This window comes from Streptomyces sp. NPDC005374 (assembly GCF_042872225.1).
Classification (GTDB): Bacteria; Actinomycetota; Actinomycetes; order Streptomycetales; family Streptomycetaceae; genus Streptomyces.
Genome location: NZ_JBIAKA010000009.1, coordinates 66357 through 91289, shown reverse-complemented (window position 1 = coordinate 91289; position 24933 = coordinate 66357). Strand labels below are relative to the sequence as shown.

The following is a 24933-nucleotide window of genomic DNA, read 5'->3' as shown; positions in this document are numbered from 1 at the left end:
GATCACTTCGCGTCCGCATAGCACTCCACCACCGCCGTCGTGAACGGAAACCGCACCGGCGTCTCGCCGAACGTCAGCCGCCCGGCCACCTCGGACGCGGCTCTGATCGCCGCCACGACCGCCTCCGTCTCCTCCTCGGGACAGTGCACGATCACCTCGTCGTGCTGGAAGAAGACCAGTTCGGCCGACATCTCCGCACAGGCCTGCCGCAACGCGGCGAGCAGCAGCAGCGCCCAGTCGGCGGCACTGCCCTGCACCACGAAGTTCCGCGCGAACCGGCCGCGGGCGCGGGCGTTGGTGGAGGCGTAGCCGGGCACCCAGCCGTCCTCCGCGGGCTGCCCGGCCGGTTCGTCCTGGGGGATACCCGCCTCCTCCATGTCACCCGCCCCGACCGCCGGCGGGCACGTCCGCCCCAGCCAGGTCCGCACCAGCCGGCCCTCCTCGCCCGCGCGGGCCGCGTCGTCGACGTACGCCACCGCCTTCGGGAAGCGACGTCTGAGCGCGGCGAGGTTCTTGAGGCCGTCGCCCGAGGTCTGGCCGTAGACCGCGCCGAGCACGGCGAGCTTGGCCTGGCCGCGGTCGCCGGAGAAGGCCCGGTCGGAGACGGACTGGTAGAGGTCGCTCTCGCGTCCCGCCACCTCCATGAGCCCCGGGTCGCGGGAGATGGCCGCCAGTACCCGCGGCTCCATCTGGTCGGCATCGGCGACGACGAGCCGCCAGCCGGGGTCGGCGACCACGGCACGGCGGATCACCTTGGGGATCTGCAGGGCGCCCCCGCCGTTGGTGACCCAGCGGCCGGTGACGGTGCCGCCGGCCAGGAACTCGGGCCGGAAGCGGCCGTCCCGCACCCAGTCCTGCAGCCAGGACCAGCCGTGGGCGACCCAGATGCGGTACAGCTTCTTGTACTCGACCAGCGGTTTCACGGCCGGATGGTCGAGGGACTCGATCTCCCAGCGGCGGGTCGACCTCACCTTGACGCCGGCCTGCGCGAACGCCTTGATGACGTCGGCGGGCAGATCGGGCCGCACCCGGCGTCCGAAGGCGGCGGACACTTCGTCGGCGAGCTCGGCCAGTCTGCGCGGCTCGCCGCCGCCGGCATACCGCTCGCCGAGCAGTTCGTGCAGCACCCGGCGATGGGTTTCGGCGCTCCACGGCAGCCCGGCGCGGTTCATCTCGGCGGCCACCAGCATCCCCGCCGACTCGGCCGCGGTCAGCAGCCGCATCCGGTCGGGGTGCGCGGTGGCCTCGTGCCGTCGCTGCTGGTCGGCGTAGACCTCGGTGAGGTCGGTCAGCGGCACCTGGACGCTCTGCGGCTCGAACAGCGGTGATTGCGAGCCCGGTCGGGCCGCGCGCTGGGGCGGGTCGGGCGGTACGGGGCCGCCGCGCAGGCGGGCCAGGGCGGCGGCAGCGGAGCGGGGTTCGCCTGAGCGTCCGGCGTGGCCGAGCAGGAGGGTCTCGGCGTCCTCGATGTCGTAGCACCGCTCCACCCGCACCCCGGCGGCGAGCAGCCGCGGATACACCTCGGTGGTGGAGCGCCACACCCACCGCGTCACCTCCGGCCGTCCCCGCACGGCCTCGGCCAGATCCGCCTCCCGTCGCACCGGCCCCGCGGGCAGCCCGTCCGGACCGAGGGCGGCGAGCTCCACGCCACCGTCCTCGGCCGGGGCGAGAGCCCAGCGGTCGGTCATGATTGCGAGTGTGACAGGAGGGTCTGACAACGGACCTTCCGGACAACGCCGCCCCCGGAGAAAGCCCACGGCCTCCCGACCCGCAGGCCTCCTTCAGCCTTGCTCACCCCGCTGCTTCACGTACCCCGCCAGCTCCTTCACGAGGGCCTCCTCGACCGGCTCCTTCTCGACGCCGAGCCCCGACAACACCCCCGTGCCGTGCTCGAACTCCAGCAGCGCCAGCAGGATGTGCTCGGTGCCGATGTAGTTGTGGCCCAGGCGGAGTGCCTCGCGGAAGGTGAGTTCCAGGACCTTCTTGGCGTCGGAGCCGTACGGGACGAGCTCCGGGACCTCGTCGGCGGCCGGCGGCAGCGCGTCGGTCGCGGCCCGGCGTACGGCGTCGAGGGTGACGCCCGCGGTGACGAGCGCCTTGGCGGCGAGGCCCTCCGGTTCGGCGAGCAGGCCGAGGACGAGGTGTTCGGGGCGGCCCTCGGGGTTGCGGGCGGTGATGGCCGCGTTGTGGGCGCTCATCACCACGTTGCGGGCGCGCGGGGTGTAGCGGCTGAAGCCCTGGTCGGCGGCCAGGTCGGTCGTCTCCTTCGGCACGAACCGCTTCTGGGCCGCCTGCCGGGTGACCCCCATGCTCCTGCCGATGTCCGTCCAGGAGGCGCCGGAACGCCGGGCCTGGTCCACGAAGTGGCCGATCAGATGATCCGCCACCTCGCCGAGGTGGTCGGCGGCGATCACCGCGTCCTGAAGCTGGTCGAGGGGTTCGACGTGGACCTTCTTGATGGCGGTGATGAGGTCGTCGAGCCGTACGGATGACGTGACGTTTTCGGGGTTGGATGCCATGCGTCAACCTTAGGTTGACACCTTGGTTGTGTCAACCCTTGGTTGACAGTGAAGGGTGGGATGATCGACCGCGTGAGCAGTAGTACGGACAGCAGTAGTACAGACAGCAGTAGTGCAGGCGGCAGTAGTACAGACAGCGGTACGCCCGGAACCGTCGACCGTGCCTTCCAGGCGGCCCTCTATGCCGAGGACGACTCCGCCCTGGACTCCGGTGCCTCCCTGCTCGCCGCCGACCCCGCGGCCGACGCCGAACTGGCCCGGCGCGGAGCCGAGTTCGCGGCACAGGCCTGGCGGCGTGGCTGGCAGCCCGCCGACGTCGTACGGATCGTGCGGCGCGAACTGGACGACCCGCACGTACGGCTCGTCACGGCCCTGATCCGCGCGCAGGCCCCCGACGACCGCCCGCGCGGTCACCGCTGGGCCGCTCAGCTGGCCCAGCTGGAGGAGCCCGACGAGAACACCCCCGGCCCCGACCGCTTCACGCACGCCACGGCCGTACTGGAGCTGTACCGCCTGCTGCTGCGCCTGCCCGCACTGGAAGCACTGGAGGCAGGGGGTGAATCGCGGCGGGAGCACAAGGGCGGCGACGGCCGCATGCTCGGCCGTATCCGTGCCCTGCTCGCCAAGGCGGAGGCGACCGGCTACCCGGAGGAGGCGGAGGCGCTCACCGCCAAGGCGCAGGAACTGATGGCCCGGCACAGTGTCGACGAGGCACTGCTGGACGCGCGGGCGCCGTCGAAGGACGCCCCGGGCGCCTGCCGGATCGGGGTGGAGCCGCCGTACGAGCAGGCGAAGGCGGTGCTGCTGGACGTGGTCGCCACCGCCAATCACTGCAGGGCCGTGTGGAACGAACCGTTCGCCTTCTCCACCGTCGTCGGCTTCGAGGCCGACCTGGAGTCGGTCGAACTCCTGTACACCTCCCTGCTCGTGCAGGCGCAGTCCGCGATGGCCAAGGCGGAGGCGGCCCAGCGCGCGGGGGGCCGCCGGCGCACCAAGACCTTCCGGCAGTCCTTCCTCGCGGCCTACGCCCACCGCGTCGGCGACCGTCTGCGCGCCGCCGCCGAGGCCCCGGTGACCGAGGACCTGCTCCCGGTCCTCGCCTCCCGCGAGGTCGCCGTCACCGACCGCACGGACCGCATGTTCCCCGAGACCACCACGACCCGGCTGCGCGGTGTCACCGACGAGGCGGGCTGGACCGAGGGCGCCCAGGCGGCCGACCGGGCGCAGGTCGGCAACCGGCCCCGGCTCAGTCGCCGGCCTGAGTGAAGGCGCCGACCGAGGCGTTCGGGACGCCGGCGTTGTCGCTCCGGCCCTGGACCGGGCCGTACGACCACTTGTAGCTCTTCGCGGTCCCGGAGCCCGGCAGGGCGATGTTCAGCGTCTTCACGTCGAGGCTCGCCTTGCCGCCCGCCTCGCCCCGCACGTACGTGAGGGTGAAGGTGGCGGCCGTGCCCTTGGCCAGGGTCAGCTTCGTGGACGCCGCGCCCTTCTCGGGCGAGACGCTCGCCGACGAGTCCGCGGCGTTCAGGTCGATGCCGGGGAAGCCGTCCAGCGTGCAGTCGGCACTCTGGTTGGTGAGCGTGACAGGGATGTTGCCGGTGTCCCCGGCCGCGGGGGCCACGTTGGCGGGTCCGACCTCCACGTCCATGGAGCCGATCTTGCATGTGGTGCCGTTGCCCGGGCTCGCGGCGGGGCTGTCACCGGCCGCCTTGTCGTTGTCGCCGCCGCTGGAGCAGCCGGTCAGGAGCAGGGCCGCGGCGAGGGCGGTGACGGTGAGGGGGGCGGCGCGCATGTGAAGTCCTCTGATGTGAGCGATCCGGTGCATGGATCATCACGCATCACAGGGCCCCGCGGTTGCCCGCCCCCACCGACGCCTTCCGCTACGAACCCGAGCCCGCCGTCGGGAACCCGCTCGGCAGTTTGCCGCCCTCGGCCCGGGTGTAGGTCTCGGCGCCGACGCCGTCCTCCCAGTTCACCTTGAGGGTGTCCTTGCCGACCGACTCGACGGTCCCCTCCGCCCGGTCCTTGCTGCCGTCCGTGCACTTCAGGCGGATGGTGTCGGCGTTGGCGGACCCGCTGCACACCGTGCCGCCGGTGACGAAGAGCCCGGCCTGATCGCCGTTGACCAGCAGCGCCACGGCCTTGCCGCCCGTGGTCGCCAGCCAGCTGCCCGCCACCTTGCCGGAGGCGGACGAGGTCGACGTACCGCCGGTCCCTCCGGAAGCGGAAGCGGAGTCGGACGCCGACGACGAGACAGCCGTACTGGAGTCGGGCGACGGCTCGTCGTCCGAGCCCCCGCCGCCGCACGCGGTCAGGACGAGCGCGCCCACCAGCCCGACGGCCGCGAGCCCCGCCCGCCGACGGGACACCGTGCGCGAGAAGTTCGCCGAAGTCACTGGAGGCTCCCAAGCTGTAGTGGTCGGCCCGGCCGGACCGCAGCAAGCTACCAGCACCACCCTTGAGAGCTAACAGGTCGCGAGCCGCCAGGTTGATCGCTTCCGGATCGATGTCTACCAGGACGATTTGCGGACGCCCGGCAGATATCCCGCGTGCGCCTGCGTCCGCAGACTCACCCGGGACAGCCCGAAGGTCCGGAAGTAGCCGCGCGGCCGCCCGTCCACCTGGTCGCGGTTGCGCACGCGCGTGGCGCTCGCGTCCCGCGGCTGCCGCCGCAACTCCTCCTGCGCGGCCAGCCGTTCTGCGTCGGTGGAGGACGGCCGCCGGATGATCTCCTTCAGCTCGGCCCGCCGCTCGGCGTACCGGGCGACGACCTCCTGGCGCTTCTCGTTCTTCGCGATCTTGCTCTTCTTCGCCATGTCGGTGCTCCCCTCAGATCCGTACACCGCGCGCGCGGATGCGCGCCACGGCAGCCTCGACGCCGATCGTGTCGACGGTCTTGATCCCCTTCGTGCTCAGCCGCAGCCGTACGTACCGGCTCTCGCCGGGCAGCCAGTAGCGCTTGGACTGGATGTTGGGGTCGAAACGGCGCGAAGTGCGCCGGTGGGAACGGGAGATGCGGTTGCCGAAGCCCGGCTGGGCGCCGGTCAGCATGCAGTGCGCGGACACAGGTGATGCACCTCTCTCGAAGCGGTTATGTAAATGGAATTCATTTTCAGTAAGATAGCAGCATGGCTCGCAACGAACTCCGCCCGGTCATCAAGCTCCGGTCCACCGCCGGGACCGGCTTCACCTATGTGACCCGCAAGAACCGCCGCAACGACCCGGACCGCATGACCCTGCGCAAGTACGACCCGGTCGTCGCCCGCCACGTCGACTTCCGAGAGGAGCGCTGACCATGCGCGAGGGAATCCACCCGTCCTACGGCTCCGTCGTCTTCCGCGACCGTGCCGCGAACTACGCCTTCCTGACCCGCTCGACGATGACGAGCGAGAAGACGGTCGACTGGGAGGACGGCAACACCTACCCGGTCGTGGACGTCGAGATCTCGAACGTCAGCCACCCCTTCTACACCGGCACGGCACGTGTCCTGGACACCGCGGGGCGCGTGGAGCGCTTCGAGCGCCGGTACGGAAAGAAGGGCTGATGCTCTCCGTCGTGATCGTCGGCGGGCTGCACGCCGACGCCCGCAAGGCGGCCGTGGAACGGCTCCTGGCCGAGGTGCCGGGCAGCGTCGTCCTCCACCACGACCTGGCGACGGCCGCGGCCGGCACCGTCGTACGCACGATCCGCGACGCCGCCGGCCTCATCGACGCGGGTGAGGCGCCCCTGGTCAACGACTGCGCGTGCTGCGCGCTCCGGGAGGACCTGGTCCCGGAGCTGCGCCGTCTGGACGCGGCAGGGTCGCTGCGTCTCGCGGTCGTCGAGCTGTGGGACTCCGTCGAGCCCAAGGCCATGGCGGAGGTGGTCACGGCGGGCGGCCTCACGGTCACCGGCGTGATCACCGCCGTCGACCCGGCGCTCGTGCTGCCCTACCTCGGCAACGGCGACGACCTCGCCGAGGGCGGCCTCGCGGCGGCGGCCACCGACCAGCGCACGGTCGCCGACACGTTCGCCCGCCAGCTGGAGTACGCCCCCGTCCTCGCCGTCCTCGACTCCCCGGAGGCCGACGAGGAGGACCGCGAACTCCTTGCCCAACTGCACCCGACGGCCTGCCAGGTCCCGATCGGGGACATCCCCCCGACGGACCCGGCCGGCACCCGCCATCCGGTACGGCAGTCCGCGCAGTCCCCGCTCGCCCGGGCCGCTCTCGCGGGCTTCGACGTGGAGTCCGCGGCGGCGGCCCAGCACCCCGCGTGCGCCCTGCTCCCCGCCGATGCCGACGCACACGGCGTCTGCACGCTCGTCTGGCACCGTCGGCGGCCGTTCCACCCCGAGCGGCTCTACGAGGCCCTGGAGGACATCACCTGTGCGGCCGCCCGCAGCCGGGGCCGGTTCTGGCTCGCCGACCGGCCGGACGTGCTGCTGCACTGGGACGCGGCCGGCGGCGCCCTGTGTGTCGAGAGTGCGGGCCCCTGGCTCGCGTCCCTCCCGGACGCGGCGTGGGACATGGTCCCGCCGGTGCGCCGGGCGGCCGCCGCGATGGACTGGCACCCCGAGCACGGCGACTGCTGCCAGCACCTCGTCTTCACCTCGCCAGGACTCGACCGCGACGGACTCGAACGGCTGCTGGAGTCCTGCCTGTTGACCGACACCGAGTACGCCGCGGGCCGCGACGCCTGGAAGCGGCTCCCGCCCGCCTTCGACACCCTCCTGGAGGTCTGACCCCCATGCCCCGCAAGCCCGAGCGCAAGCCCGCCAAGGACCGGCCCAATCCGCTGGACCAGGCGAAGATCACATACATCGACTACAAGGACACCGACCTGTTGCGAAAGTTCATCTCCGATCGCGGCAAGATCCGCAGCCGCCGCGTCACCCGGGTGTCGGCCCAGCAGCAACGGTTGCTGGCGCGAGCGATCAAGAACGCGAGGGAGATGGCACTGCTGCCGTACGGCAGCCGCTGAGCGCATCCTTCCCCGGAGGGTGGAACACCGGCGGCCCGGTTCGCGTCTCTTCCTAGTGCACGAGGGTTCGGTCCCGAGGACGGGAACGGATGTCGCGCCCCACACGTCACATCTGTAACCACAGGAACACCCCTCGTGCACGTGCATCTGCTCATGCATCTGCACGTGAACAGAGCTATGATCCGGACCAGTTGACCACTGCATCACTGGCCACATGGCCACCGCACCACCGGGGAGCGACCTGTGGACCTCGACGTGTACAACGGCATGACGGCCACGACTCTGAGCGGGGTGGCCTGGCAGAAGAGCCGGCACAGCAACTCGCAGGGCTCCTGCGTGGAGTTCGCACGTCTGCCCGACGGGGGAGTTGCGGTCCGCAACTCCCGCTTCCCGGACGGTCCCGCGCTCGTCTACACCCGCGCGGAGATCGAAGCGATGCTGCTGGGCATCAAGGACGGCGAGTTCGACCACCTGATAGCGGGCTGATCCCCGGTCATCCGCGGGCGACCGAGGGTGACAGTGGGCACGCGCAACGTAACGCGCGTAGAACCGCGGCGTGACAGAACGCCGCGGTGCATCACTCGGCCGGGGTCGGGCTCGCGGCCGTCGGGGGGTGCGACTGGAGCCGGAACAGGGCCCAGACGACCTTGCCGCCCAGCGACTCCCTCATCGGGTGCCATCCCCAGCTGTCGCTGAAGGAGTCGACGAGGAACAGTCCGCGCCCCGACTCCGCCGAGAAGTCGTCCGAATCGCGCGCGACGGGACTGTCCTGGCTGGGGTCGCGCACCGCGCACACCAACCGCTCGGTCCACCGCATCAGGTGCAGCCGCACGGGCGGGTTCTGCTCTCCCGTGCGCACACCGTTCGCCGGCATCGCGTGCCGCAGCGCGTTGGTGACGAGTTCGGAGACCACCAGGCAGACGTCGTCGAAGCGGTCGGCAAGCTCCCACTGGTCGAGCGTTCTGCGGGTGAACCTCCGTGCGTCACCGACCGCTTCGTAGCGGGCGGGAAGCGAACAGGAGGCGGCGTCGGACACGTCCGCGGGATCCAGCGGCGGAAGGCCCTGCCGTAACGGCTCGAGCATGGTCGATCCATTCGTCCCCATGCGAGGCACTCCCGGGAATTCGCGGTCGTTGCGATGCAGCGGTTGCGCGGGACCATGGTTTCGGATGAGCGGTGCAGATGCAAGGTGCAGATGCACGTGCAGCTGACCGAATTGGACCCTCCCGTACCGCTTGTTGGCCATTTTTTCCGCCATCTTCTCTCCCGTTCCTTGCCTCTTCCTCCCCTCTTCCTGTCTCAGGGCTATGCAGAATCTTTGGCTTTCTGCCATATCTGTAATCGGACGAGTACTGCTCGGAGTGTTTTAGTGGCAGACTCTGGCCCCTGAAGACGTTGGGGAGGCAGGCGAACGTGAGCGCGGGAGAGCCCGGATCGGTGGTGCGGCGGATGCTGCTCGGCTCGCAACTCAGGCGGCTGCGTGAGGCGCGGAACATCACGCGTGAGGCGGCGGGTTACTCGATCCGCGCGTCCGAGTCGAAGATCAGCCGGATGGAACTGGGCCGGGTGAGCTTCAAGACGCGTGACGTGGAGGACCTGCTGACGCTCTACGGCATCACGGACGAGCAGGAGCGCTCCTCGCTCCTCTCCCTCGCCCGCGAGGCCAACGTGGCGGGCTGGTGGCACAGTTACTCCGACGTCCTGCCGAGCTGGTTCCCCACCTATGTGGGCCTGGAGGGCGCGGCCTCCCTCATCCGCGCCTACGAGGTCCAGTTCATCCACGGCCTGTTGCAGACCGAGGCGTATGCACGTGCAGTCGTACGGCGCGGGATGAAGGGCGCCAGCGCGGCCGACGTGGAGAAGCGTGTGGCGCTGCGGCTGGAGCGGCAGAAGCACCTGGCCGACGAGGCCGGCCCCGAGTTCCATGTGGTGCTCGACGAGGCCTGCCTGCGCCGCCCGTACGGCGACCGCGAGGTGATGCGCGGGCAGCTCCAGCACCTCATCGAGATCTCCGAACGCCCCAATGTGCGGCTGCAGATCATGCCGTTCGGCTTCGGCGGGCACTCCGGCGAGAGCGGCGCGTTCACGATCCTCAGCTTCACCGAGTCCGACCTGACCGACGTCGTCTACCTGGAGCAGCTCACCAGCGCGCTCTACCTGGACAAGCGCGAGGACGTCACGCAGTACGAGAAGGCGCTCAAGGAGCTCCAGCAGGACAGCCCCGGTCCGGACGAGAGCCGGGATCTGCTGCGCGGTCTGCTTCAGCTGTCCTGACAGTTGTCCTGAAGCGCGCGGAATCTCCTCCGGAGCATCAAGGGTTCTCCCCAGAAGATTGCTCGGCGTGCCCAACTCGCCTGCCGCGCACGTACGATGACGTGTGATCAGACCGTGACGTTGATCGTGTGTCTGCTAGTGATTTGGGGATCACATGTCGTCGTACTTCACCGACCTGGCCCAGCAGTACATCGACGGTGAGTGGCGCCCGGGCACCGGCTCCTGGGACATCATCGACTTCAACCCATACGACGACGACAAGTTGGCGTCGATCACGATAGCCACGGTCGAAGAGGTCGACGACGCGTACCAGGCCGCCGCCCGCGCGCAGAAGGAGTGGGCGAAGACCAACCCCTACGCCCGCCGCGCGGTGTTCGAGAAGGTCCTGCGGCTGGTCGAGGAGCGCGAGGGCGAGATCGCCGAGGCGATCATCGCGGAGCTCGGCGGCACCCGGCTGAAGGCCGGCTTCGAACTGCACCTCGCCAAGGAGTTCCTGCGCGAGGCGGTCCACCTGTCGCTGCGCCCCGAGGGCCGGATCATCCCCTCGCCGGTGGACGGCAAGGAGAACCGCGTCTACCGCGTGCCCGTCGGTGTCGTCGGTGTGATCAGCCCGTTCAACTTCCCCTTCCTGCTGTCGCTCAAGTCGGTGGCCCCGGCGCTCGCGCTCGGCAACGGCGTGGTCCTCAAGCCGCACCAGAACACCCCGATCGTCGGCGGCTCCCTGGTCGCGAAGCTCTTCGAGGACGCAGGGCTCCCCGGCGGTCTGCTCAACGTCGTCATCACCGACATCGCCGAGATCGGCGACGCCTTCATCGAGCACCCGATCCCCAAGGTCATCTCCTTCACCGGCTCCGACAAGGTCGGCCGCCATGTCGCCACCGTCTGCGCCGCGAACTTCAAGCGCTCGGTCCTCGAACTCGGCGGCAACAGCGCCCTCGTGGTCCTCGACGACGCGGACATCGACTACGCCGTCGACGCCGCCGTCTTCAGCCGGTACGTCCACCAGGGCCAGGTCTGCATGGCCGCCAACCGGGTGCTGGTCGACCGCGCGGTCGCCGACGAGTTCACCGAGAAGTTCGTCGCCAAGGTGCGCACGCTCAAGGTCGGCGACCCGCGCGACCCCGAGACGGTCATCGGCCCGGTGATCAACTCCTCGCAGGCGGACGCCCTTTCGAGCGTCGTGGAGCAGGCGATCGCCGAGGGCGCCACCGCGCTGGTGCACGGCACCACCACCGACAACCTGGTCGAGCCCTCGGTCCTCGCCGGGCTCCCCGCCGACTCCGCCCTGCTCCGCCAGGAGGTCTTCGGCCCGGTCGCGTTCCTCATCACCTTCGACGGCGAGGAGGAGGCCGTCCGCCTTACCAACGACACCCCCTACGGCCTGAGCGGTGCCGTCCACACCGCGAACATCGAGCGCGGTGTCGCCTTCGCCAAGCAGATCGACACCGGCATGTTCCACGTCAACGACGGCACCGTCCACGACGAGCCGATCGTCCCCTTCGGCGGCGAGAAGCACTCCGGCATCGGCCGACTGAACGGCGACACCATGCTGGACTCCTTCACCACCACCAAGTGGATCTCGGTCCAGCACGGCCGCAGCGGCTTCCCGTTCTGATCCCTCGCGTACGAACGCTGCCGCGGGCCCTTTAGGACCGGAACTGTCCTAAAGGGCCCGTAGCTTCGTCGGTGTCGGGGGGAAGGCCCCCCGAGCCCGATGAAAGGCGGCGGTCATGGTCACTCACGTTCCCGCGGAGGAGTACGGCGACGAGCGTGGAGCTCTTCTCTCCTTCCTGGAGGAGCAGCGCGGCGGGATCCGGCGGTCGGTGCTCGGGCTGACGCAGGAGCAGGCTGTCGCCAAGCCCAGCGCGAGCGAACTCTCCCTGGGGGGCCTGGTCAAACACGTCGCCGAGGTCGAACAGAGCTGGATCGCCCGCGCCAAGGGCGAGGAGCCGGCGGTGCACCGGGAGCAGTCGAACTGGCACGAGTGTTTCGCCCTGATCGAGGGGGAGACCGTGGAGTCGCAGCTGGCGTACTGGGAGAAGGTCGCCGCCGAGACGGAGGCGTTCGCCCGGTCGGCACCGAGCCTCGATGACACCTTCGCCCTCCCGGACCAGCCCTGGTTCCCGCCCGAGGGCCGGGTCTCCGTCCGCTGGGTGCTGCTGCACCTGATCCGCGAGACGGCCCGGCACGCCGGCCACGCCGACATCGTCCGGGAGTCCCTCGACGGGAAGACCGCGTTCGAGCTGGTGGCGCTCGCCGAAAAGTGAGGCCATAACCTGGACCGCATGTCAGCGATCCGTCTTCTCGTGCTCGGCGCGGTGCGCCAGCACGGGCGGGCCCATGGCTACCAGGTGCGCAACGACCTGGAGTACTGGGGCGCGCACGAGTGGTCCAACGCCAAGCCCGGCTCGATCTACCACGCCCTGAAACAGATGGCGAAGCAGGGGCTGCTGATCGAGCACGAGACGGCGCCCTCCACCGCGGGCGGGCCGCCGCGCACGGAGTACGAGATCACCGAGGCCGGCACCGAGGAGTGCTTCAGGCTGGTGCGGGAGGCGCTGACCTCGTACGACCAGAAGATGGACGTCAAGTCCGCGGCCATCGGCTTCATCGTGGAACTGCCGCGCGCCGAGGCCGTGACACTGCTGAAGGAGCGGATCCGCGGGATCGAGGCGTGGCGCTCCTCCGTCACCGAGCACTACGTGCCCGAGGGCGGCCCGGAACAGCTCGGCCACATCGGCGAGATCATGAACCTCTGGGTCCACACGGCCGACGCCGAGTCCGAGTGGACCCGGGGGCTCATCGCCCGTATCGAGGGCGGGGCGTACACCTTCGCGGGGGAGGGCGAGCCGTTCGTCGGCGTCCTCGGAGAGGGCGAGGAGAACCCCTACGCGACGGGGGAACGGCATCCCGGGGACGCCCGTTAATCAAGTTTGACTAGTTGGACGGGCGGCGTTACTTTGGATAGGTAGTCAAGTTTGATTACGCGCCCTGATTCTGGAGGATGCCCGATGACCGACGTGATCGTCGCGGAAGGTCTGCGGAAGCGGTACGGCGACAAAGCCGCCCTGGACGGGCTCGACCTGAGAGTCGCGCGCGGCAGCGTCCACGGCATGCTCGGCCCGAACGGCGCGGGCAAGACCACCCTCGTCCGCGTCCTGTCCACCCTGCTCCACCCGGACGAGGGCCGCGCCGAGGTCGCCGGCCACGACGTGACACGCCAGGCCTATGACGTACGGCTGAGCATCGGCCTGCTCGGCCAGCACGCCGCCCTCGACGAGGAACTCGGCGGCCGCCAGAACCTGGAGATGTTCGGCCGCCTGTACCACCTGGGCGCCCGCCACGCGCGCGTGCGTGCCGACGAGCTCCTGGAGCGCTTCGGCCTGGCGGACACCGGCCGCAAGCAGGTCCGCGCCTACAGCGGCGGAATGCGGCGCCGCCTGGACCTCGCCGCCTCACTCATCCGCGACCCGGAGGTGCTGTTCCTGGACGAACCCACCACCGGTCTCGACCCGCGCGGCCGCGCAGAGGTGTGGGCCGCGGTCCGTTCCCTCGCCGACGGCGGTACGACGGTCCTGCTGACCACCCAGTACCTGGAGGAGGCCGACCAGCTCGCCGACCGCATCTCCGTCGTCGACCGGGGGCAGGTCATCGCCGACGGCACCTCCGACGAACTGAAGGCGCGCACCGGCGGCGACCGCATCGACGTCGTCCTGCGCGACGCGGGCCAACTCGGCGCGGCCCTCGCCCTGTTGCCGCTCGACCCGGCCACGGTCTCCGTCGACCCCGACCGCAGGCTGCTCAGTGCCCCGGTCACCGACCGGATGGCGGCGCTCTCCGGCGTCGTAAGGGCCCTGGAGGCGGCCGGTGTCGAGGCGGAGGACGTGGCCCTGCGCCGGCCCACCCTGGACGAGGTGTTCCTGCACCTCACCGGCGACGAGAACCGAGTGAAGGAGACCGTGTGAGCACCTACGCGCTGACCGATTCCTGGACCATGACCCGGCGCGAACTCGCCCACTGGGCACGGCAGCCGGTGCGGGTGCTGGTCGCGCTCGTCTTCCCGGTGATGCTGCTGGTGATGTTCGGCTACCTGATCGGCGGCGGTCGGGGCGTGGAGGGGGAGTACGTCGACTACCTGGTCCCCGGGATGCTCGCGCTGACCATGGCGTTCGGGCTGGAGGCGACCATGATCGCCGTCACCCAGGACCTCGACAAGGGGGTGATCGACCGGTTCCGGTCCATGCCGATGGCCAACGGGGCCGTCCTGGTGGGCCGTTCGGCCGCCGACATGCTCCAGTCCGTGCTGAGCCTGGCCGCGATGACCGGCGTCGGGTACGCCATCGGCTGGCGGGCACACGGAGGCGTCACCGGGTTTCTGGGAGCCATGGGTCTGCTCCTGCTCTTCCGGTTCGCCATGCTGTGGATCGGCATCCACCTGGCGATGGTCGCGGGAAAGCCGGAGCTGGTGCAGGCCGTGCAGATCCTGGTCTGGCCGGTCGGCTTCCTGTCCAACGCCTTCGCTACCCCCGACTCCATGCCCGGCTGGCTGGGTACGGCCGTCGAGTGGAACCCCATGTCCCAGACGGCGACGGCCGTCCGGGACCTGCTGGGCGGCCCCGGCGGCGAACCGGGCCACATCTGGGCCGCCGTCGCCTGGCCCCTGGGCCTCCTCGCCGTGTTCTTCCCGCTGGCCGTACGGAGGTTCGGGCGGCTGAGCCGCTAGGCCGTCCCTGACGGCTCTGGAAGCCGTCCCCCGGCGGAACGGGTGCGCTCGACGAGGCGGGGGGTGACCCATGAGGTGGCCCACGCCGAGCCGGTCGGCTGCCGGTCGGCCGGCCAACAGCCTCAGAAGCCCCTGGGGCCCACCCGGCGGCCCACGGCGTCGGCGCTCTAGTGGTGGAACCCCGTCGCCGCGCCCTTGTCCCTCGTCAACGGGTGCGGCTGGCGGCGCAGTTCGGGCAGCAGGCGCTCCAGGTCCTCCACGAACAGGTCGGCGAGGTCGGCCGTGAAGCCGTTGCGGCACACCACCCGCAGCACCGACAGGTCCTCCCGGTTCGGCGGGAAGGTGTACGCCGGCACCAGCCAGCCCCGCTCGCGCAGCCGCCGGGACACGTCGAAGACGTCGTACGCCTCCACGCCCGGGGCCGTGGCGAACGCGAACACCGGGAGTTCGTCGCCGCGGGTCAGCAGCCGGAAGTCGCCGAGCGCCTCCACGCGTTCGGCGACGCCCCGGGCCACGTCCCGCGTGGACTGCTGCACGGCCCGGTAGCCCTCGCGGCCCAGCCGAAGGAAGGTGTAGTACTGCGCGACGACCTGGGCGCCGGGGCGGGAGAAGTTGAGCGCGAAGGTCGGCATGTCGCCGCCCAGGTAGTTGACGCGGAACACGAGTTCCTCGGGCAGGGCCTCCTTGTCCCGCCACAGTGCCCAGCCGACACCCGGGTACACCAGCCCGTACTTGTGCCCGGAGGTGTTGATGGAGGCGACCCTCGGCAGCCGGAAGTCCCACATCAGGTCCTCGTCGAGGAAGGGCGCGACCATGGCGCCGGACGCCCCGTCGACATGCACGGGGATGTCCAGTCCCGTGCGCTCCTGGAGGGCGTCGAGGGCCGCGCACAGGTCGGCGATCGGCTCGTAGGAGCCGTCGAAGGTGGAGCCGAGAATGCCCACGACCCCGATCGTGTTCTCGTCGCACAACTCCGCGGCTGCCTGCGGGTCGAGGTGGAACCGGTCGCCCTCCATGGGCACCTGACGGGCCTCCACCTCCCAGAAGTTGCAGAACTTCTCCCAGCACACCTGGACGTTGACACCCATGACGAGGTTCGGTCGCGCCCCCGGGTACCGGTCGGCGTTCCTCTGGGCCCAGCGCCGCTTGAGCGCCATGCCGGCAAGCATGCACGCCTCACTGGAGCCGGTCGTCGAACAGCCCACCGCCGCCGAGGGATCCGGCGCGTTCCACAGGTCCGCGAGGATCGCCACGCAGCGCTGCTCCAGCTCGGCGGTGCGCGGGTACTCGTCCTTGTCGATCATGTTCTTGTCCCGGCACTCCGCCATCAGCACCCCGGCTTGCGGTTCCATCCAGGTGGTGACGAAGGTGGCGAGGTTCAGCCGGGAGTTGCCGTCCAGCATCAGCTCGTCGTGGACCAGTTGATGCGCGGTGTCGGGGGGCATCGGGGCGCCGGGGAGCCGGTGCTTGGGCGGGGCCTCGGTCATCCCGCCGACCGGATCGGCCACGCCGTAGAAGGGATTGACGGACAGTGGGCGCTCGTCGGGCTTCTCGGGCCCTTGGTGCAGTGGCATGGGCTTGCCTCCTGAAGAGATCAACGTCGACCGGCGGACCGGGGTTCCGTACGCCCGCACCACACTCGGACCAGAGGATCACCATAAACGGACAAAACAGGCACGACATCCGGAGGTGTTCATGCTGGGCTTGCACCTCACGTGGCGTGAGGGCCCAGTGTGGAGCGCGTACCGAGAAGGGAGCGGACGAAGTGAGCTACTCCGTGGGACAGGTCGCGGGCTTCGCCGGCGTGACGGTGCGCACCCTGCACCACTACGACGACATCGGCCTGCTCGCCCCCGGCGAACGCAGCCACGCGGGCCACCGGCGCTACAACGACGCCGACCTCGACCGGCTGCAGCAGATCCTGTTCTACCGGGAACTCGGCTTCCCGCTCGACGAGGTCGCCGCCCTGCTCGACGATCCGGCCGCGGACCCGCGCGCGCACCTGCGCCGCCAGCACGAACTGCTGACCGCCCGGATCGAGAAGCTGCAGAAGATGGCGACGGCCGTGGAACACGCCATGGAGGCACGCAAGATGGGCATCGATCTCACCCCCGAGGAACGCTTCGAGGTTTTCGGAGAAAAGGACCCCGAGCAGTACGCCGAGGAGGCCGAACAACGCTGGGGCGGCACCGAGGCGTACGCCGAGTCGCAGCGCCGCGCCGCCCGCTACACCAAGGACGACTGGAAACGCCTGCAGGCCGAGGTCGCCGCCTGGAGCGAGCGCTACGCCGCCCTGATGGCCGCCGGCGAGCCGCCGTCCGGCGAGGCGGCGACGGCCATGGCCGAGGAACACCGGCAGCACATCTGCACCTGGTACTACGACTGCCCGTACGAGATGCACGTCGCCCTGGCCGAGATGTATGTCGCGGACGAACGTTTCAAGGAGTTCTACGACACCATGCGCCCCGGTCTCGCCGAGCACCTCAGGGACGCGATCACGGCCAACGCGGCCCGCCGCACCTCGTAGGCGTCCGGGCTCTACTCCCGGGTCAGGACCACCGCCGTGCCGTAGGCGCAGACCTCCGTGCCGACGTCCGCGGCCTCCGTCACGTCGAAGCGGAACATCAGCACGGCGTTCGCGCCACGCGCGCGTGCCTGCTCGACGAGCCGCTCCATGGCCTGGTTCCGGGTCTGCACCAGCGTCTTGGTCAGCCCCTTGAGCTCACCGCCGATCATCGACTTCAGCCCGGCGCCGATCTGGCTGCCGAGGTGCCGGGAACGCACCGTCAACCCGAACACCTCGCCCAGTACCTCCTGCACCCGGTGGCCGGGTACGTCGTTCGTGGTCACCACGAGAACGTCGGGCTGAGGCCCCTGTCCACCGCCGTATTCATCGATACCCATGGCTCACAGCTTTGCCCCAGCCGGGCCACAGTGCATCCTGGGGAGCCCCATGGAACCTGGGCCCCCACGGCTGCGTTGATAGTTTTGGGCAGCCAGCCCCGCCCGACCCACCTGCAGGAGCCACGATCCAGTGACCACGCTCGCGCTCGGCCCCGAGTGGATCAGTCCCGACTATCTGATCCAGACCTTCAGCCTGCCAGGCATCCTGCTGATCGTCTTCGCCGAGTCGGGCCTGTTCGCCTTCCTGCCGGGCGACTCCCTGCTGTTCACGGCGGGTCTCTTCGTCGCGCAGGGGCAGTACATCAGCCAGCCCCTGTGGCTCGTGTGCACGCTCATCGTGGCGGCCGCCGTCCTCGGCGACCAGGTCGGCTACATGATCGGCAAGTTCTTCGGCCCGAAGCTCTTCAGCCGCCCCAACTCCAAGCTCTTCAAACAGGAGAACCTGGAGAAGGCCCACGAGTTCATGGAGAAGTTCGGCCCCAAGGCCATCGTCCTGGCCCGCTTCGTCCCGATCGTGCGCACCTTCGCCCCCATCGTGGCGGGCGCAGGCCGGATGAAGTACCGCACCTTCCTGACGTACAACCTCATCGGCGGTGTGGCCTGGGGCACCGGCGTCACCCTCGCCGGCTACTGGCTCGGCCAGATCGACGCCATCAAGAAGAACGTCGAGGCCATCCTCGTCCTGATCGTCCTGGTCTCGGTGGTCCCGATCCTCATCGAGTACCTGCGCGAGCGAGGCAAGAAGAAGCGCGCGGCCGCACAGACCCCGCCCCAGCAGCCGTACCAGCCCATGGACGACGCGACGACCCAGCTCCGCCGCATCCCGTCCGACGACCAGCAGCAGCCGTACCCCCAGCAGCAGCAGCCCCCTCAGCAGCCGTACGGCTACGACCAGCAGCAGCCCTACGCCCAGCAGTACCCGCAGCAGCAGACTTACGGGCAGCAGCCGTACGGCCAGCAGAACCAGCAGAATCCGTACAACCAGGGTTACTGAGACCTACCAGGGGCGCGGGGAACTGCGCGAGCAACCACGACGGACCCGCGGTCGCCAAAGCTCAGAACCCCCGCGTCCTCTTGGCGGCCCGCCGTTTCCCCGCCGACCCCACCCGCAGGAACAGCCGGGAGATCTCCGACCCCAGGTTGACCCCGATGGCGATGGCCATGGCCAGCGCCGCCGCCTTCGACAGGGACACGAGCCCCTCGTCGACGTGGCTCTGGGCGATCGACAACAATCCGAAGTACGTGGCGGACCCCGGCAGCAGCGGGCCGATCGCCGCCGTCGTGTACGGCAGGGCGGACGCGAACCGGTACCGGGACAGCAACTGCCCGAACAGCCCCACCAGGCCCGCCGCGACGGCCGTGGCGGCAACCGGTGAGAACTCGCCGGTGTAGCGCATCGCGCCGTACACACACCAGGCGACGCCACCGTTCAGGGTGACGGCCAGCACGGTGGAACGTTCCTGCTGGAGCAGCACCGCGAACGTCAGCGACAGCAGCATCGAGGCCGCGATCTGCCACACCGGCCGCGAGACCGTCGACAGCGCCTCGTCCGGGTTGAGACGCGCACCCAGCTGCACCCCCACGTAGAGCATCACCAGCACGCCCACGACGATGCCCACGAAGAAGTACATGACCTCCAGCAGTCGGGCCGACGCGGTGATGTAGAACCCGGTCAGGCCGTCCTGGACGCCCGCCACCAGCGCCCGCCCCGGCAGCAGCGCGAACAGCCCACCGGTGACGACCGCGGACGCCTTCACGTCGACGTGGGCCAGCGTGAGGGCGATCCCGATCGCGGCGGGCGGCATCGCGGCGACTGTGAACTGGTAGAACTCCGGCAGCCCCCGCCCCGCGCACAGCCACGCCAGCCGGTCACCGAGCATCGCGCCCAGCATCGCCGCGACGAACACGATCAGGTCACCGCCGACGAGCACGGAAGCGGCGCCCGCCAGCAGCCCGCTCGCGGAGGTCAGCACCCAGGTCGGATACGGGTGCCGGTTGCGCCGGATCTCGGCGAGCCGCCGGTAGGCCTCCTCCAGGGAGATGGCCGCCTCGGGGTCGCTGAGGTCGTCCACCAGCTGGAAGACGGCCGCCAGCCGCGTGTAGTCGGTACCGCGCCGCCGCACGGTCCTGGAGGCCGTCACCGGGTCCTCCACCAGCGACGGCTGGTACGAGATGGACAGCAGCGTGAACGTGACGTTCGGCTCGCAGCGGTCCAGCCCGTACGACCGGCAGACGGCGAACATCGCCGCCTCCACGTCCTCCGCGCCCTCGCCGCCCGCGAGGAGCAGCTCGCCGATACGCAGGGTCAGGTCGAGCACGCGCGGCACGGCCGGACCGGTCTCGTCCTCCGCCTTCGCGACCGGCTCCGGCGCGGGCCGCTCGGCCACCGGCATCCGCAGCATGGTCCGCATCCGGTCCTGCCAGGGCAGGTCCTTGGTGAGACTCACCACAGGGATGCCGGTCGGCGGGGTGAACGCGGGCGGCGCGTCCTTCGCGCTGTAGGTCCGGGGCAGGCTGAACGCCGACCCCTCCGGCTCGACGGCCGGTGCCTGCGGGACACCAAGCCCCTTCGGCACCGCGAACTCGGACGTGGTCTCCGGCTCGCCGCCGACGGCTCGCGGCGTGACGAGCCCGTCGGGAAGGGCGAACTCGGACGTGATCTCGGAGTCGTAGAGACCCCTGGTCTCGTCCGACTGCGGCTTGCGGTACTCCGCCTCCGTCACTCCGTAACGCTCCCTGAACGACACATTCCGACAGGCCTCAGTATGCGCGGGCATGCCAACGGGCCGCACACGTACGCGTGCGGCCCGTCAGGAGCACGGTGCTCAGTGGCCGCCCGTGTCCTTGAAGCGCTTGTACGACCGCTCGATCTCGGCCTCGGCGTCGGTACGGCCGACCCAGTCGGCGCCCTCGACGGACTTGCCGGGCTCCAGGTCCTTGTAGACCTCGAAGAAGTGCTGGATCTCCAGGCGGTCGAACTCGGAGACGTGGTGGATGTCGCGCAGGTGCTCCTGGCGCGGATCCGTCGCCGGGACGCACAGCAGCTTGTCGTCGCCGCCCGCCTCGTCCGTCATGCGGAACATGCCGATCGCACGGCACTTGATGAGGCAGCCCGGGAACGTCGGCTCGTCGAGGATGACCAGCGCGTCCAGCGGGTCGCCGTCCTCGCCGAGGGTGTTCTCGACGAAGCCGTAGTCGGTCGGGTAGGCGGTCGAGGTGAAGAGTCGACGGTCCAGACGGATACGACCGGTCTCGTGGTCCACCTCGTACTTGTTCCGCGAACCCTTCGGGATCTCGATCGTGACGTCGAACTCCACCGGTGACTCCTCCATGATCAGCACATAGTTCTGGTGGTTAAGTGTCCCTCACGCCGGAGTGTGATCGCGAAAGGGGCTGTTGGTCGTGCCTGAACTGAGGCCTTGGCGGGCCGCGAGACCGCATGTGAAGCGGGCCGCGAACGCCGTACGACCGCGTCTGGCACGCGCCGCGGGCGCCGTACGTCCAGGACTCACCCGGGCCACGGACACCGTGAGGCCGCAGCTCGCACGGACCGTCGCCGCCATGAAACCGCAGGTCGCACGGCTTGCCAGGATTCCGGGGTCGGAGTCCGTCAGGACCTGGCGCTACACCGCGGGCGCCGCCACCGCCGGACTGGCGCTGGCCGCGACCGTGGCGACGGCCGCCGGTCCCTGGGACTCCTCGGGTCAGCGTACGGCCGAGCGGGACCGGGCCGCCGCACTGGAGCAGACGGGTGGCGCAGATCACGGCGGTGATTCCGGTACGACGGACGCGGGCCCCCAGCCCGCTCCGAGCGCCGCGTCCGTCCTCGTGGGACTCGGCGCCGCCGGCAACCACGTGAAGTCCGCCCCGACCGGGAAGGCCCTCGCCGACGTCCTCGGCCCGCTCCTGCACAACGCGGCCCTCGGCCCCCGCCCCACCGCCGCCGTCGTGGACGTCGCCGGTGGAAAACAGCTCTACGGCACGGGTGCCGGCACGGCCCTGACCCCCGCCTCCACCACGAAGATCGCCACCGCCGTCGCCGCTCTCTCGGCCCTCGGCGCCGACCACCGCCTCACCACGCGCGCGGCCCTGGAAGCCGACACCAGGGAACTCGTCCTCGTCGGCGGCGGCGACCCCACACTGACCGCCCGCAAGGACGCCGACAGTTGGGCGAGCCTGCGCGAACTGGCCGACGACACGGCCGCGGCCCTGAAGAAGCGCCGCATCACGTCGGTCACCCTCTCCTACGACAAGACCCTCTACGCCGGCTCCGAACTCCACCCGATCGGGGTCAACGACAACCTCGCTCCCGTCAGCGCCCTGATGGCGGACGAGGGCCGCACCGACGACACGGCGAGCGGGCCGGCCCCGCGCACGACGGACCCGGCCAAGGACGCGACCCGCGAGTTCGCCCGGTTCCTGGCGGACAGCGGCATCAGAACCACGTCCCCCGGCCCCTCCAAAGCCACCGGCCGCGCCGAGACCCTCGCCGAGGTCTCCTCACCACCCCTGTCCGACGTCGTCGAACGCATGCTGACCAACAGCGACAACGACATCGCCGAGGCCCTCGCCCGCCAGACCGCGGTGGCAGCCAGGCAGCGCGCCGACTTCCAGGGTGGTGGCAACGCGATCCGCGCGCAGCTGAAGAAACTCGGACTCCCACTGGCAGGCGCCGACTTCCACGACGGCAGCGGCCTCGACCGTGCCGACCGGCTCACCGCGAACCTGCTCACAGCCCTGCTGGTGAAGGCGGGCGACCCGGCCCACCCCGAACTCCGCCCCGTCCTCACCGGCCTCCCGGTCGCCGGGTTCACCGGCACCCTGACGAGCCGTTACACCGACGGCGCGGCAGGCGTCGTACGGGCGAAGACAGGCACGCTGACCGGCGTCAACACCCTGGCGGGAACGGTCGTGGACCAGGACGGCCGGCTGCTCGCCTTCGCGTTCCTCGCCTCCGGGACGACGAACCCCGTGGCGGCGCAGAGTGCCCTGGACCGTACGGCGACGGCGCTGGCGGCCTGCGGCTGCGGCTGAGCCGGCCCCGCGCCCGGCGGGCAGATGTCGGCTTTGCCCGCCCGAGCGGCCTGCCCCAAGCGGGAACGCTCACGTACGGTTGACGCATGACGAGCATCGGTGGTGCCGAGATGGTCGACTGGAATCTCGCGGTGGCGACCGCGACCCGGCTCGCACGACCGGGCCCCGACGTGAGCCGCGACGAGGCCCGGGCCGTCGTCGCGGAACTGCGCCGGCACGCCAAGGCCGCGGAGGAACACGTCCGCGGCTTCACCCGGATGGGCACGGAGGACATCCACGACACTCCCGTACTCGTCGTCGACCGCCCCGGCTGGGTCCGGGCGAACGTCGCCGGGTTCCGGGAGATCCTCAAGCCGCTCCTGGAGAAGATGCAGGAACGGCGCGGCAACACCCCGGGCGGCGCGGTCCTCGGCGCCGTCGGCGGCAAGGTCACAGGCGTCGAACTCGGCATGCTCCTGTCGTTCCTGTCGTCCCGCGTCCTCGGCCAGTACGAGACCTTCGCCCCCGCCACCCGCGAACTCCCGGCCGGAGAGAACGGCGGCGGCCGGCTCCTCCTCGTCGCCCCCAACATCGTCCACGTGGAACGCGAACTCGACGTCCAGCCCCACGACTTCCGGCTCTGGGTCTGCCTCCACGAGGAGACCCACCGCACCCAGTTCACGGCCGTGCCCTGGCTGCGCGACCACCTCGAGGGTGAAATCCAGTCGTTCCTGGGGGAGACCGAGGTCGACCCCATGACCGTCCTGGAACGCATCCGGGAAGCCGCCCAGTCGCTCGCCGGCGGACGCCCCGAGGGCGAGGAGGACGACGGCGGGCGCTCCCTCGTCGAGATCGTCCAGACCCCCGCCCAGCGGGAGATCCTCGGCCGCCTCACCGCAGTGATGTCGCTCCTGGAGGGCCACGCCGACTTCGTCATGGACGGAGTGGGCCCGGCCGTCGTCCCGAGCGTCGCCGAGATCCGCGAGAAGTTCCAGCAACGCCGGGCCAAGGGCGCCTCCCGCCTCGACATGGCCCTGCGCAAACTCCTCGGCCTGGACGCCAAACTCCGGCAGTACCGCGACGGCGAACGCTTCGTACGGGCCGTCGTCGACCAGGTCGGCATGGACGGTTTCAACCGCGTGTGGACCTCCCCGAACACCCTCCCGACCAAGTCGGAGATCGCCAAACCCGCGGACTGGGTCACGCGGGTGCACCGCAGGACCGAGTCGTGAACCCCGCGCGGAAAGGCGTGAGAGGAATCCGGCCGACGGCAGGCGAACGCCCCTTCAATCACCCGTCCGAGGGACCGTGAGCCCTGGGTAGGCGTGCAATGCTCGGGGAACGGCCCGTCTCTGTCACCATCTACACACTCTGAGTGACCGAGCTCGGGTCCATACCCCGAAAACTTCATGAAGGGAACCGGACATGGGTCCCCATCCTGCGGTCGCGGCGATACGCCTGGCGGTCCGCCGCGTCCTCCACGACCTCCTCAACGAAGCCAGCCGCACGAACAGTTACGCGGGCAGCGGCACAGCCGCACGCGGCCGTACGGCCGAACCCGCCCCCGCCCCCGGCGACACCCCGCACGAGCGCCGCCCGTCGCCGCTCGTGCTCGTGGCCTGCTCCGGCGGCGCCGACTCCATGGCCCTCGCCTCCGCCCTCGCCTTCGAGGCCCCCAAACTCGGCATCCGCGCCGGCGGCATCACCGTCGACCACGGCCTCCAGCCCGGCTCCGACCTGCGCGCCCAGGAAGTCGTCCTCAGGCTGCGGGAACTCGGCCTGGACCCCGTCGAGGCCACCGCCGTCACCGTCGGCCGCGAAGGCGGCCCCGAAGCCGCGGCCCGCGACGCGCGCTACGCCGCCCTCGACGCCGGCGCCGAACGGCACGGCGCCTGCGCCGTCCTGCTCGGCCACACCCGCGACGACCAGGCCGAAACCGTCCTGCTCGGCCTCGCCCGCGGCTCCGGCATCCGCTCCCTGTCCGGCATGGCCGCCGTCTCCGGCGGACCGGGAGCGGCCCGCCGTTACCGCCGTCCCTTCCTGGAGCTCGACCGGCAGACCGCCCGCAAGGCCTGCATGGTCCAGTCCCTGCCCGTCTGGGACGACCCGCACAACGCCGACCCGGCGTACACCCGCTCCCGGCTGCGCCAAGAGGGCCTGCCCGCCCTGGAGAAGGCGCTCGGCAAAGGAGTCGTCGAGGCGCTCGCCCGCACCGCCCAGCTCTCCCGCGACGACGCCGACGCCCTCGACACCTGGGCCCGCCAGGCCGAAGCCTCCGTGCGCGACACCGCCGGCCTTCTGGAGTGCGCCAAGCTCTACGCCCTGCCGCCCGCCGTGCGCCGCCGCATCCTGCGCCAGGCGGCCATCGAGGCGGGCGCCCCGGCCGGTTCGCTGTTCGCCCGCCACATCGAGGAAGTCGACCGGCTGATCACCGGCTGGCGCGGCCAGGGAGCCATCAATCTCCCCGGCAAGGTCGTCGCCCAGCGGCAGGGTGGCAGACTGGTGATTCGGCAAGGCTGAATCCTTGACTCCCTGTGGG

28 protein-coding genes are annotated in these 24933 nt (G+C 70.5%); 17 read left to right on the top strand and 11 right to left on the bottom strand.

Annotated elements, in window-relative coordinates:
• Positions 1–2: 2 nt before the first annotated feature.
• Positions 3–1688, bottom strand: coding sequence for a bifunctional 3'-5' exonuclease/DNA polymerase (locus tag ACFYRX_RS23615; RefSeq protein WP_389102980.1), 1686 nt, complete (start codon positions 1686–1688; stop codon positions 3–5).
• Between the two features lie 93 nt (positions 1689–1781).
• Positions 1782–2519 (bottom strand): Clp protease N-terminal domain-containing protein, encoded by a 738-nt coding sequence (locus ACFYRX_RS23610; RefSeq protein ID WP_389102977.1) that lies wholly within the window; start codon positions 2517–2519, stop codon positions 1782–1784.
• A gap of 72 nt (positions 2520–2591) precedes the next feature.
• Between ACFYRX_RS23610 and ACFYRX_RS23605 the strand changes: the two genes are divergently transcribed.
• The gene (locus ACFYRX_RS23605) at positions 2592–3785 is read left to right on the top strand and encodes a DUF2786 domain-containing protein (RefSeq protein WP_389102974.1); all 1194 of its coding nucleotides are present in this window, start codon (positions 2592–2594) and stop codon (positions 3783–3785) included.
• Here the strand turns inward: ACFYRX_RS23605 and ACFYRX_RS23600 are convergent.
• From ACFYRX_RS23600 to rpmB, 4 genes are all read right to left on the bottom strand, one after another.
• Entirely contained in the window at positions 3766–4311 is a 546-nt protein-coding gene (locus ACFYRX_RS23600; RefSeq protein WP_389102971.1) for a DUF4232 domain-containing protein, read from the bottom strand. The two genes, ACFYRX_RS23605 and ACFYRX_RS23600, sit on opposite strands and share 20 nt — an antisense overlap.
• 88 nt (positions 4312–4399) lie before the next feature.
• Entirely contained in the window at positions 4400–4915 is a 516-nt protein-coding gene (locus ACFYRX_RS23595; RefSeq protein WP_389102968.1) for a hypothetical protein, read from the bottom strand.
• Between the two features lie 114 nt (positions 4916–5029).
• Positions 5030–5335 (bottom strand): 30S ribosomal protein S14, encoded by a 306-nt coding sequence (gene rpsN, locus ACFYRX_RS23590; RefSeq protein ID WP_389102965.1) that lies wholly within the window; start codon positions 5333–5335, stop codon positions 5030–5032.
• Positions 5336–5348: 13 nt separating this feature from the next.
• Entirely contained in the window at positions 5349–5585 is a 237-nt protein-coding gene (gene rpmB, locus ACFYRX_RS23585) for a 50S ribosomal protein L28 (protein ID WP_389102962.1), read from the bottom strand.
• A 62-nt stretch (positions 5586–5647) separates the two neighbouring features.
• Between rpmB and rpmG the strand changes: the two genes are divergently transcribed.
• From rpmG to ACFYRX_RS23560, 5 genes are all read left to right on the top strand, one after another.
• A complete protein-coding gene (rpmG, locus tag ACFYRX_RS23580; protein WP_030043314.1) occupies positions 5648–5812 on the top strand; it encodes a 50S ribosomal protein L33 in 165 nt (54 codons plus the stop codon).
• A gap of 2 nt (positions 5813–5814) precedes the next feature.
• A complete protein-coding gene (locus ACFYRX_RS23575; RefSeq protein ID WP_389102959.1) occupies positions 5815–6063 on the top strand; it encodes a type B 50S ribosomal protein L31 in 249 nt (82 codons plus the stop codon).
• A complete protein-coding gene (locus tag ACFYRX_RS23570; RefSeq protein WP_389102956.1) occupies positions 6063–7241 on the top strand; it encodes a CobW family GTP-binding protein in 1179 nt (392 codons plus the stop codon). The genes ACFYRX_RS23575 and ACFYRX_RS23570 overlap by 1 nt, the downstream gene beginning before the upstream one ends.
• A gap of 5 nt (positions 7242–7246) precedes the next feature.
• Positions 7247–7480 (top strand): 30S ribosomal protein S18, encoded by a 234-nt coding sequence (gene rpsR, locus ACFYRX_RS23565; protein WP_389102954.1) that lies wholly within the window; start codon positions 7247–7249, stop codon positions 7478–7480.
• Between the two features lie 243 nt (positions 7481–7723).
• Positions 7724–7966, top strand: coding sequence for a DUF397 domain-containing protein (locus tag ACFYRX_RS23560; RefSeq protein ID WP_389102951.1), 243 nt, complete (start codon positions 7724–7726; stop codon positions 7964–7966).
• Positions 7967–8057: 91 nt separating this feature from the next.
• On the opposite strand, the gene ACFYRX_RS23555 is transcribed toward ACFYRX_RS23560, so the two are convergent.
• The gene (locus ACFYRX_RS23555; protein WP_389102949.1) at positions 8058–8564 is read right to left on the bottom strand and encodes an ATP-binding protein; all 507 of its coding nucleotides are present in this window, start codon (positions 8562–8564) and stop codon (positions 8058–8060) included.
• 365 nt (positions 8565–8929) lie between these two features.
• Between ACFYRX_RS23555 and ACFYRX_RS23550 the strand changes: the two genes are divergently transcribed.
• The 6 genes from ACFYRX_RS23550 to ACFYRX_RS23525 all read left to right on the top strand — a co-directional run bounded on the left by ACFYRX_RS23550 (position 8930) and on the right by ACFYRX_RS23525 (position 14477).
• Complete coding sequence (locus ACFYRX_RS23550) at positions 8930–9754, top strand: helix-turn-helix domain-containing protein (protein WP_389103680.1); 825 nt, start codon at positions 8930–8932, stop codon at positions 9752–9754.
• A 154-nt stretch (positions 9755–9908) separates the two neighbouring features.
• On the top strand, positions 9909–11369 hold the full coding sequence (locus tag ACFYRX_RS23545) for an aldehyde dehydrogenase family protein (RefSeq protein WP_389102947.1): 1461 nt from the start codon (positions 9909–9911) through the stop codon (positions 11367–11369).
• A gap of 115 nt (positions 11370–11484) precedes the next feature.
• Positions 11485–12021 carry a DinB family protein gene (locus ACFYRX_RS23540; RefSeq protein ID WP_389102944.1) on the top strand — a complete coding sequence of 179 codons (537 nt, stop codon included), beginning with the start codon at positions 11485–11487 and terminating at the stop codon, positions 12019–12021.
• 18 nt (positions 12022–12039) lie between these two features.
• Positions 12040–12681, top strand: coding sequence for a PadR family transcriptional regulator (locus ACFYRX_RS23535; RefSeq protein ID WP_389102941.1), 642 nt, complete (start codon positions 12040–12042; stop codon positions 12679–12681).
• Positions 12682–12765: 84 nt separating this feature from the next.
• The gene (locus tag ACFYRX_RS23530) at positions 12766–13719 is read left to right on the top strand and encodes an ATP-binding cassette domain-containing protein (RefSeq protein ID WP_389102938.1); all 954 of its coding nucleotides are present in this window, start codon (positions 12766–12768) and stop codon (positions 13717–13719) included.
• Positions 13716–14477 carry an ABC transporter permease gene (locus ACFYRX_RS23525; protein ID WP_389102935.1) on the top strand — a complete coding sequence of 254 codons (762 nt, stop codon included), beginning with the start codon at positions 13716–13718 and terminating at the stop codon, positions 14475–14477. Before ACFYRX_RS23530 ends, ACFYRX_RS23525 begins: the two co-directional genes overlap by 4 nt.
• A gap of 167 nt (positions 14478–14644) precedes the next feature.
• Here ACFYRX_RS23525 and ACFYRX_RS23520 read toward each other — a convergent pair whose 3' ends face one another.
• A complete protein-coding gene (locus tag ACFYRX_RS23520) occupies positions 14645–16051 on the bottom strand; it encodes a glutamate decarboxylase (RefSeq protein WP_389102932.1) in 1407 nt (468 codons plus the stop codon).
• 191 nt (positions 16052–16242) lie between these two features.
• On the opposite strand from ACFYRX_RS23520, the gene ACFYRX_RS23515 reads away from it, so the two are divergent.
• Positions 16243–17004 (top strand): MerR family transcriptional regulator, encoded by a 762-nt coding sequence (locus ACFYRX_RS23515; RefSeq protein WP_389102929.1) that lies wholly within the window; start codon positions 16243–16245, stop codon positions 17002–17004.
• 11 nt (positions 17005–17015) lie between these two features.
• Here ACFYRX_RS23515 and ACFYRX_RS23510 read toward each other — a convergent pair whose 3' ends face one another.
• The gene (locus tag ACFYRX_RS23510) at positions 17016–17381 is read right to left on the bottom strand and encodes a YbjQ family protein (RefSeq protein ID WP_389102927.1); all 366 of its coding nucleotides are present in this window, start codon (positions 17379–17381) and stop codon (positions 17016–17018) included.
• A 130-nt stretch (positions 17382–17511) separates the two neighbouring features.
• Here ACFYRX_RS23510 and ACFYRX_RS23505 point away from each other — a divergent pair, with 130 nt between their 5' ends.
• The gene (locus ACFYRX_RS23505) at positions 17512–18375 is read left to right on the top strand and encodes a DedA family protein (RefSeq protein ID WP_389102925.1); all 864 of its coding nucleotides are present in this window, start codon (positions 17512–17514) and stop codon (positions 18373–18375) included.
• A gap of 61 nt (positions 18376–18436) precedes the next feature.
• On the opposite strand, the gene ACFYRX_RS23500 is transcribed toward ACFYRX_RS23505, so the two are convergent.
• Both ACFYRX_RS23500 and ACFYRX_RS23495 read right to left on the bottom strand, forming a co-directional pair.
• Positions 18437–20104: a threonine/serine exporter ThrE family protein gene (locus ACFYRX_RS23500; RefSeq protein WP_389102922.1), complete on the bottom strand. Its 1668-nt coding sequence runs from the start codon at positions 20102–20104 to the stop codon at positions 18437–18439.
• 102 nt (positions 20105–20206) lie between these two features.
• A complete protein-coding gene (locus ACFYRX_RS23495) occupies positions 20207–20698 on the bottom strand; it encodes an inorganic diphosphatase (protein ID WP_389102919.1) in 492 nt (163 codons plus the stop codon).
• Positions 20699–20777: 79 nt separating this feature from the next.
• Here ACFYRX_RS23495 and dacB point away from each other — a divergent pair, with 79 nt between their 5' ends.
• From dacB to tilS, 3 genes are all read left to right on the top strand, one after another.
• A complete protein-coding gene (dacB, locus tag ACFYRX_RS23490; RefSeq protein ID WP_389102916.1) occupies positions 20778–22415 on the top strand; it encodes a D-alanyl-D-alanine carboxypeptidase/D-alanyl-D-alanine-endopeptidase in 1638 nt (545 codons plus the stop codon).
• 86 nt (positions 22416–22501) lie between these two features.
• Positions 22502–23626, top strand: a complete 1125-nt coding sequence (locus ACFYRX_RS23485; RefSeq protein WP_389102913.1) for a zinc-dependent metalloprotease — start codon at positions 22502–22504, stop codon at positions 23624–23626.
• A gap of 193 nt (positions 23627–23819) precedes the next feature.
• Positions 23820–24914: a tRNA lysidine(34) synthetase TilS gene (gene tilS, locus ACFYRX_RS23480; RefSeq protein ID WP_389102910.1), complete on the top strand. Its 1095-nt coding sequence runs from the start codon at positions 23820–23822 to the stop codon at positions 24912–24914.
• The last annotated feature ends 19 nt before the right edge of the window (positions 24915–24933 follow it).

Coding starts and splice junctions, on each gene's coding strand:
- ACFYRX_RS23545 (WP_389102947.1), top strand. CDS start 9,909: ATGTCGTCGTACTTCACCGACCTGGCCCAGCAGTACATCGACGGTGAG.
- tilS (WP_389102910.1), top strand. CDS start 23,820: ATGGGTCCCCATCCTGCGGTCGCGGCGATACGCCTGGCGGTCCGCCGC.
- ACFYRX_RS23530 (WP_389102938.1), top strand. CDS start 12,766: ATGACCGACGTGATCGTCGCGGAAGGTCTGCGGAAGCGGTACGGCGAC.
- ACFYRX_RS23610 (WP_389102977.1), bottom strand. CDS start 2,519: ATGGCATCCAACCCCGAAAACGTCACGTCATCCGTACGGCTCGACGAC.
- rpmG (WP_030043314.1), top strand. CDS start 5,648: ATGGCTCGCAACGAACTCCGCCCGGTCATCAAGCTCCGGTCCACCGCC.
- ACFYRX_RS23510 (WP_389102927.1), bottom strand. CDS start 17,381: ATGGGTATCGATGAATACGGCGGTGGACAGGGGCCTCAGCCCGACGTT.
- ACFYRX_RS23555 (WP_389102949.1), bottom strand. CDS start 8,564: ATGCTCGAGCCGTTACGGCAGGGCCTTCCGCCGCTGGATCCCGCGGAC.
- ACFYRX_RS23540 (WP_389102944.1), top strand. CDS start 11,485: ATGGTCACTCACGTTCCCGCGGAGGAGTACGGCGACGAGCGTGGAGCT.
- rpsN (WP_389102965.1), bottom strand. CDS start 5,335: ATGGCGAAGAAGAGCAAGATCGCGAAGAACGAGAAGCGCCAGGAGGTC.
- ACFYRX_RS23575 (WP_389102959.1), top strand. CDS start 5,815: ATGCGCGAGGGAATCCACCCGTCCTACGGCTCCGTCGTCTTCCGCGAC.
- ACFYRX_RS23520 (WP_389102932.1), bottom strand. CDS start 16,051: ATGCCACTGCACCAAGGGCCCGAGAAGCCCGACGAGCGCCCACTGTCC.
- ACFYRX_RS23550 (WP_389103680.1), top strand. CDS start 8,930: ATGCTGCTCGGCTCGCAACTCAGGCGGCTGCGTGAGGCGCGGAACATC.
- ACFYRX_RS23570 (WP_389102956.1), top strand. CDS start 6,063: ATGCTCTCCGTCGTGATCGTCGGCGGGCTGCACGCCGACGCCCGCAAG.
- ACFYRX_RS23535 (WP_389102941.1), top strand. CDS start 12,040: ATGTCAGCGATCCGTCTTCTCGTGCTCGGCGCGGTGCGCCAGCACGGG.
- rpsR (WP_389102954.1), top strand. CDS start 7,247: ATGCCCCGCAAGCCCGAGCGCAAGCCCGCCAAGGACCGGCCCAATCCG.
- ACFYRX_RS23485 (WP_389102913.1), top strand. CDS start 22,502: ATGACGAGCATCGGTGGTGCCGAGATGGTCGACTGGAATCTCGCGGTG.
- ACFYRX_RS23600 (WP_389102971.1), bottom strand. CDS start 4,311: ATGCGCGCCGCCCCCCTCACCGTCACCGCCCTCGCCGCGGCCCTGCTC.
- ACFYRX_RS23615 (WP_389102980.1), bottom strand. CDS start 1,688: ATGACCGACCGCTGGGCTCTCGCCCCGGCCGAGGACGGTGGCGTGGAG.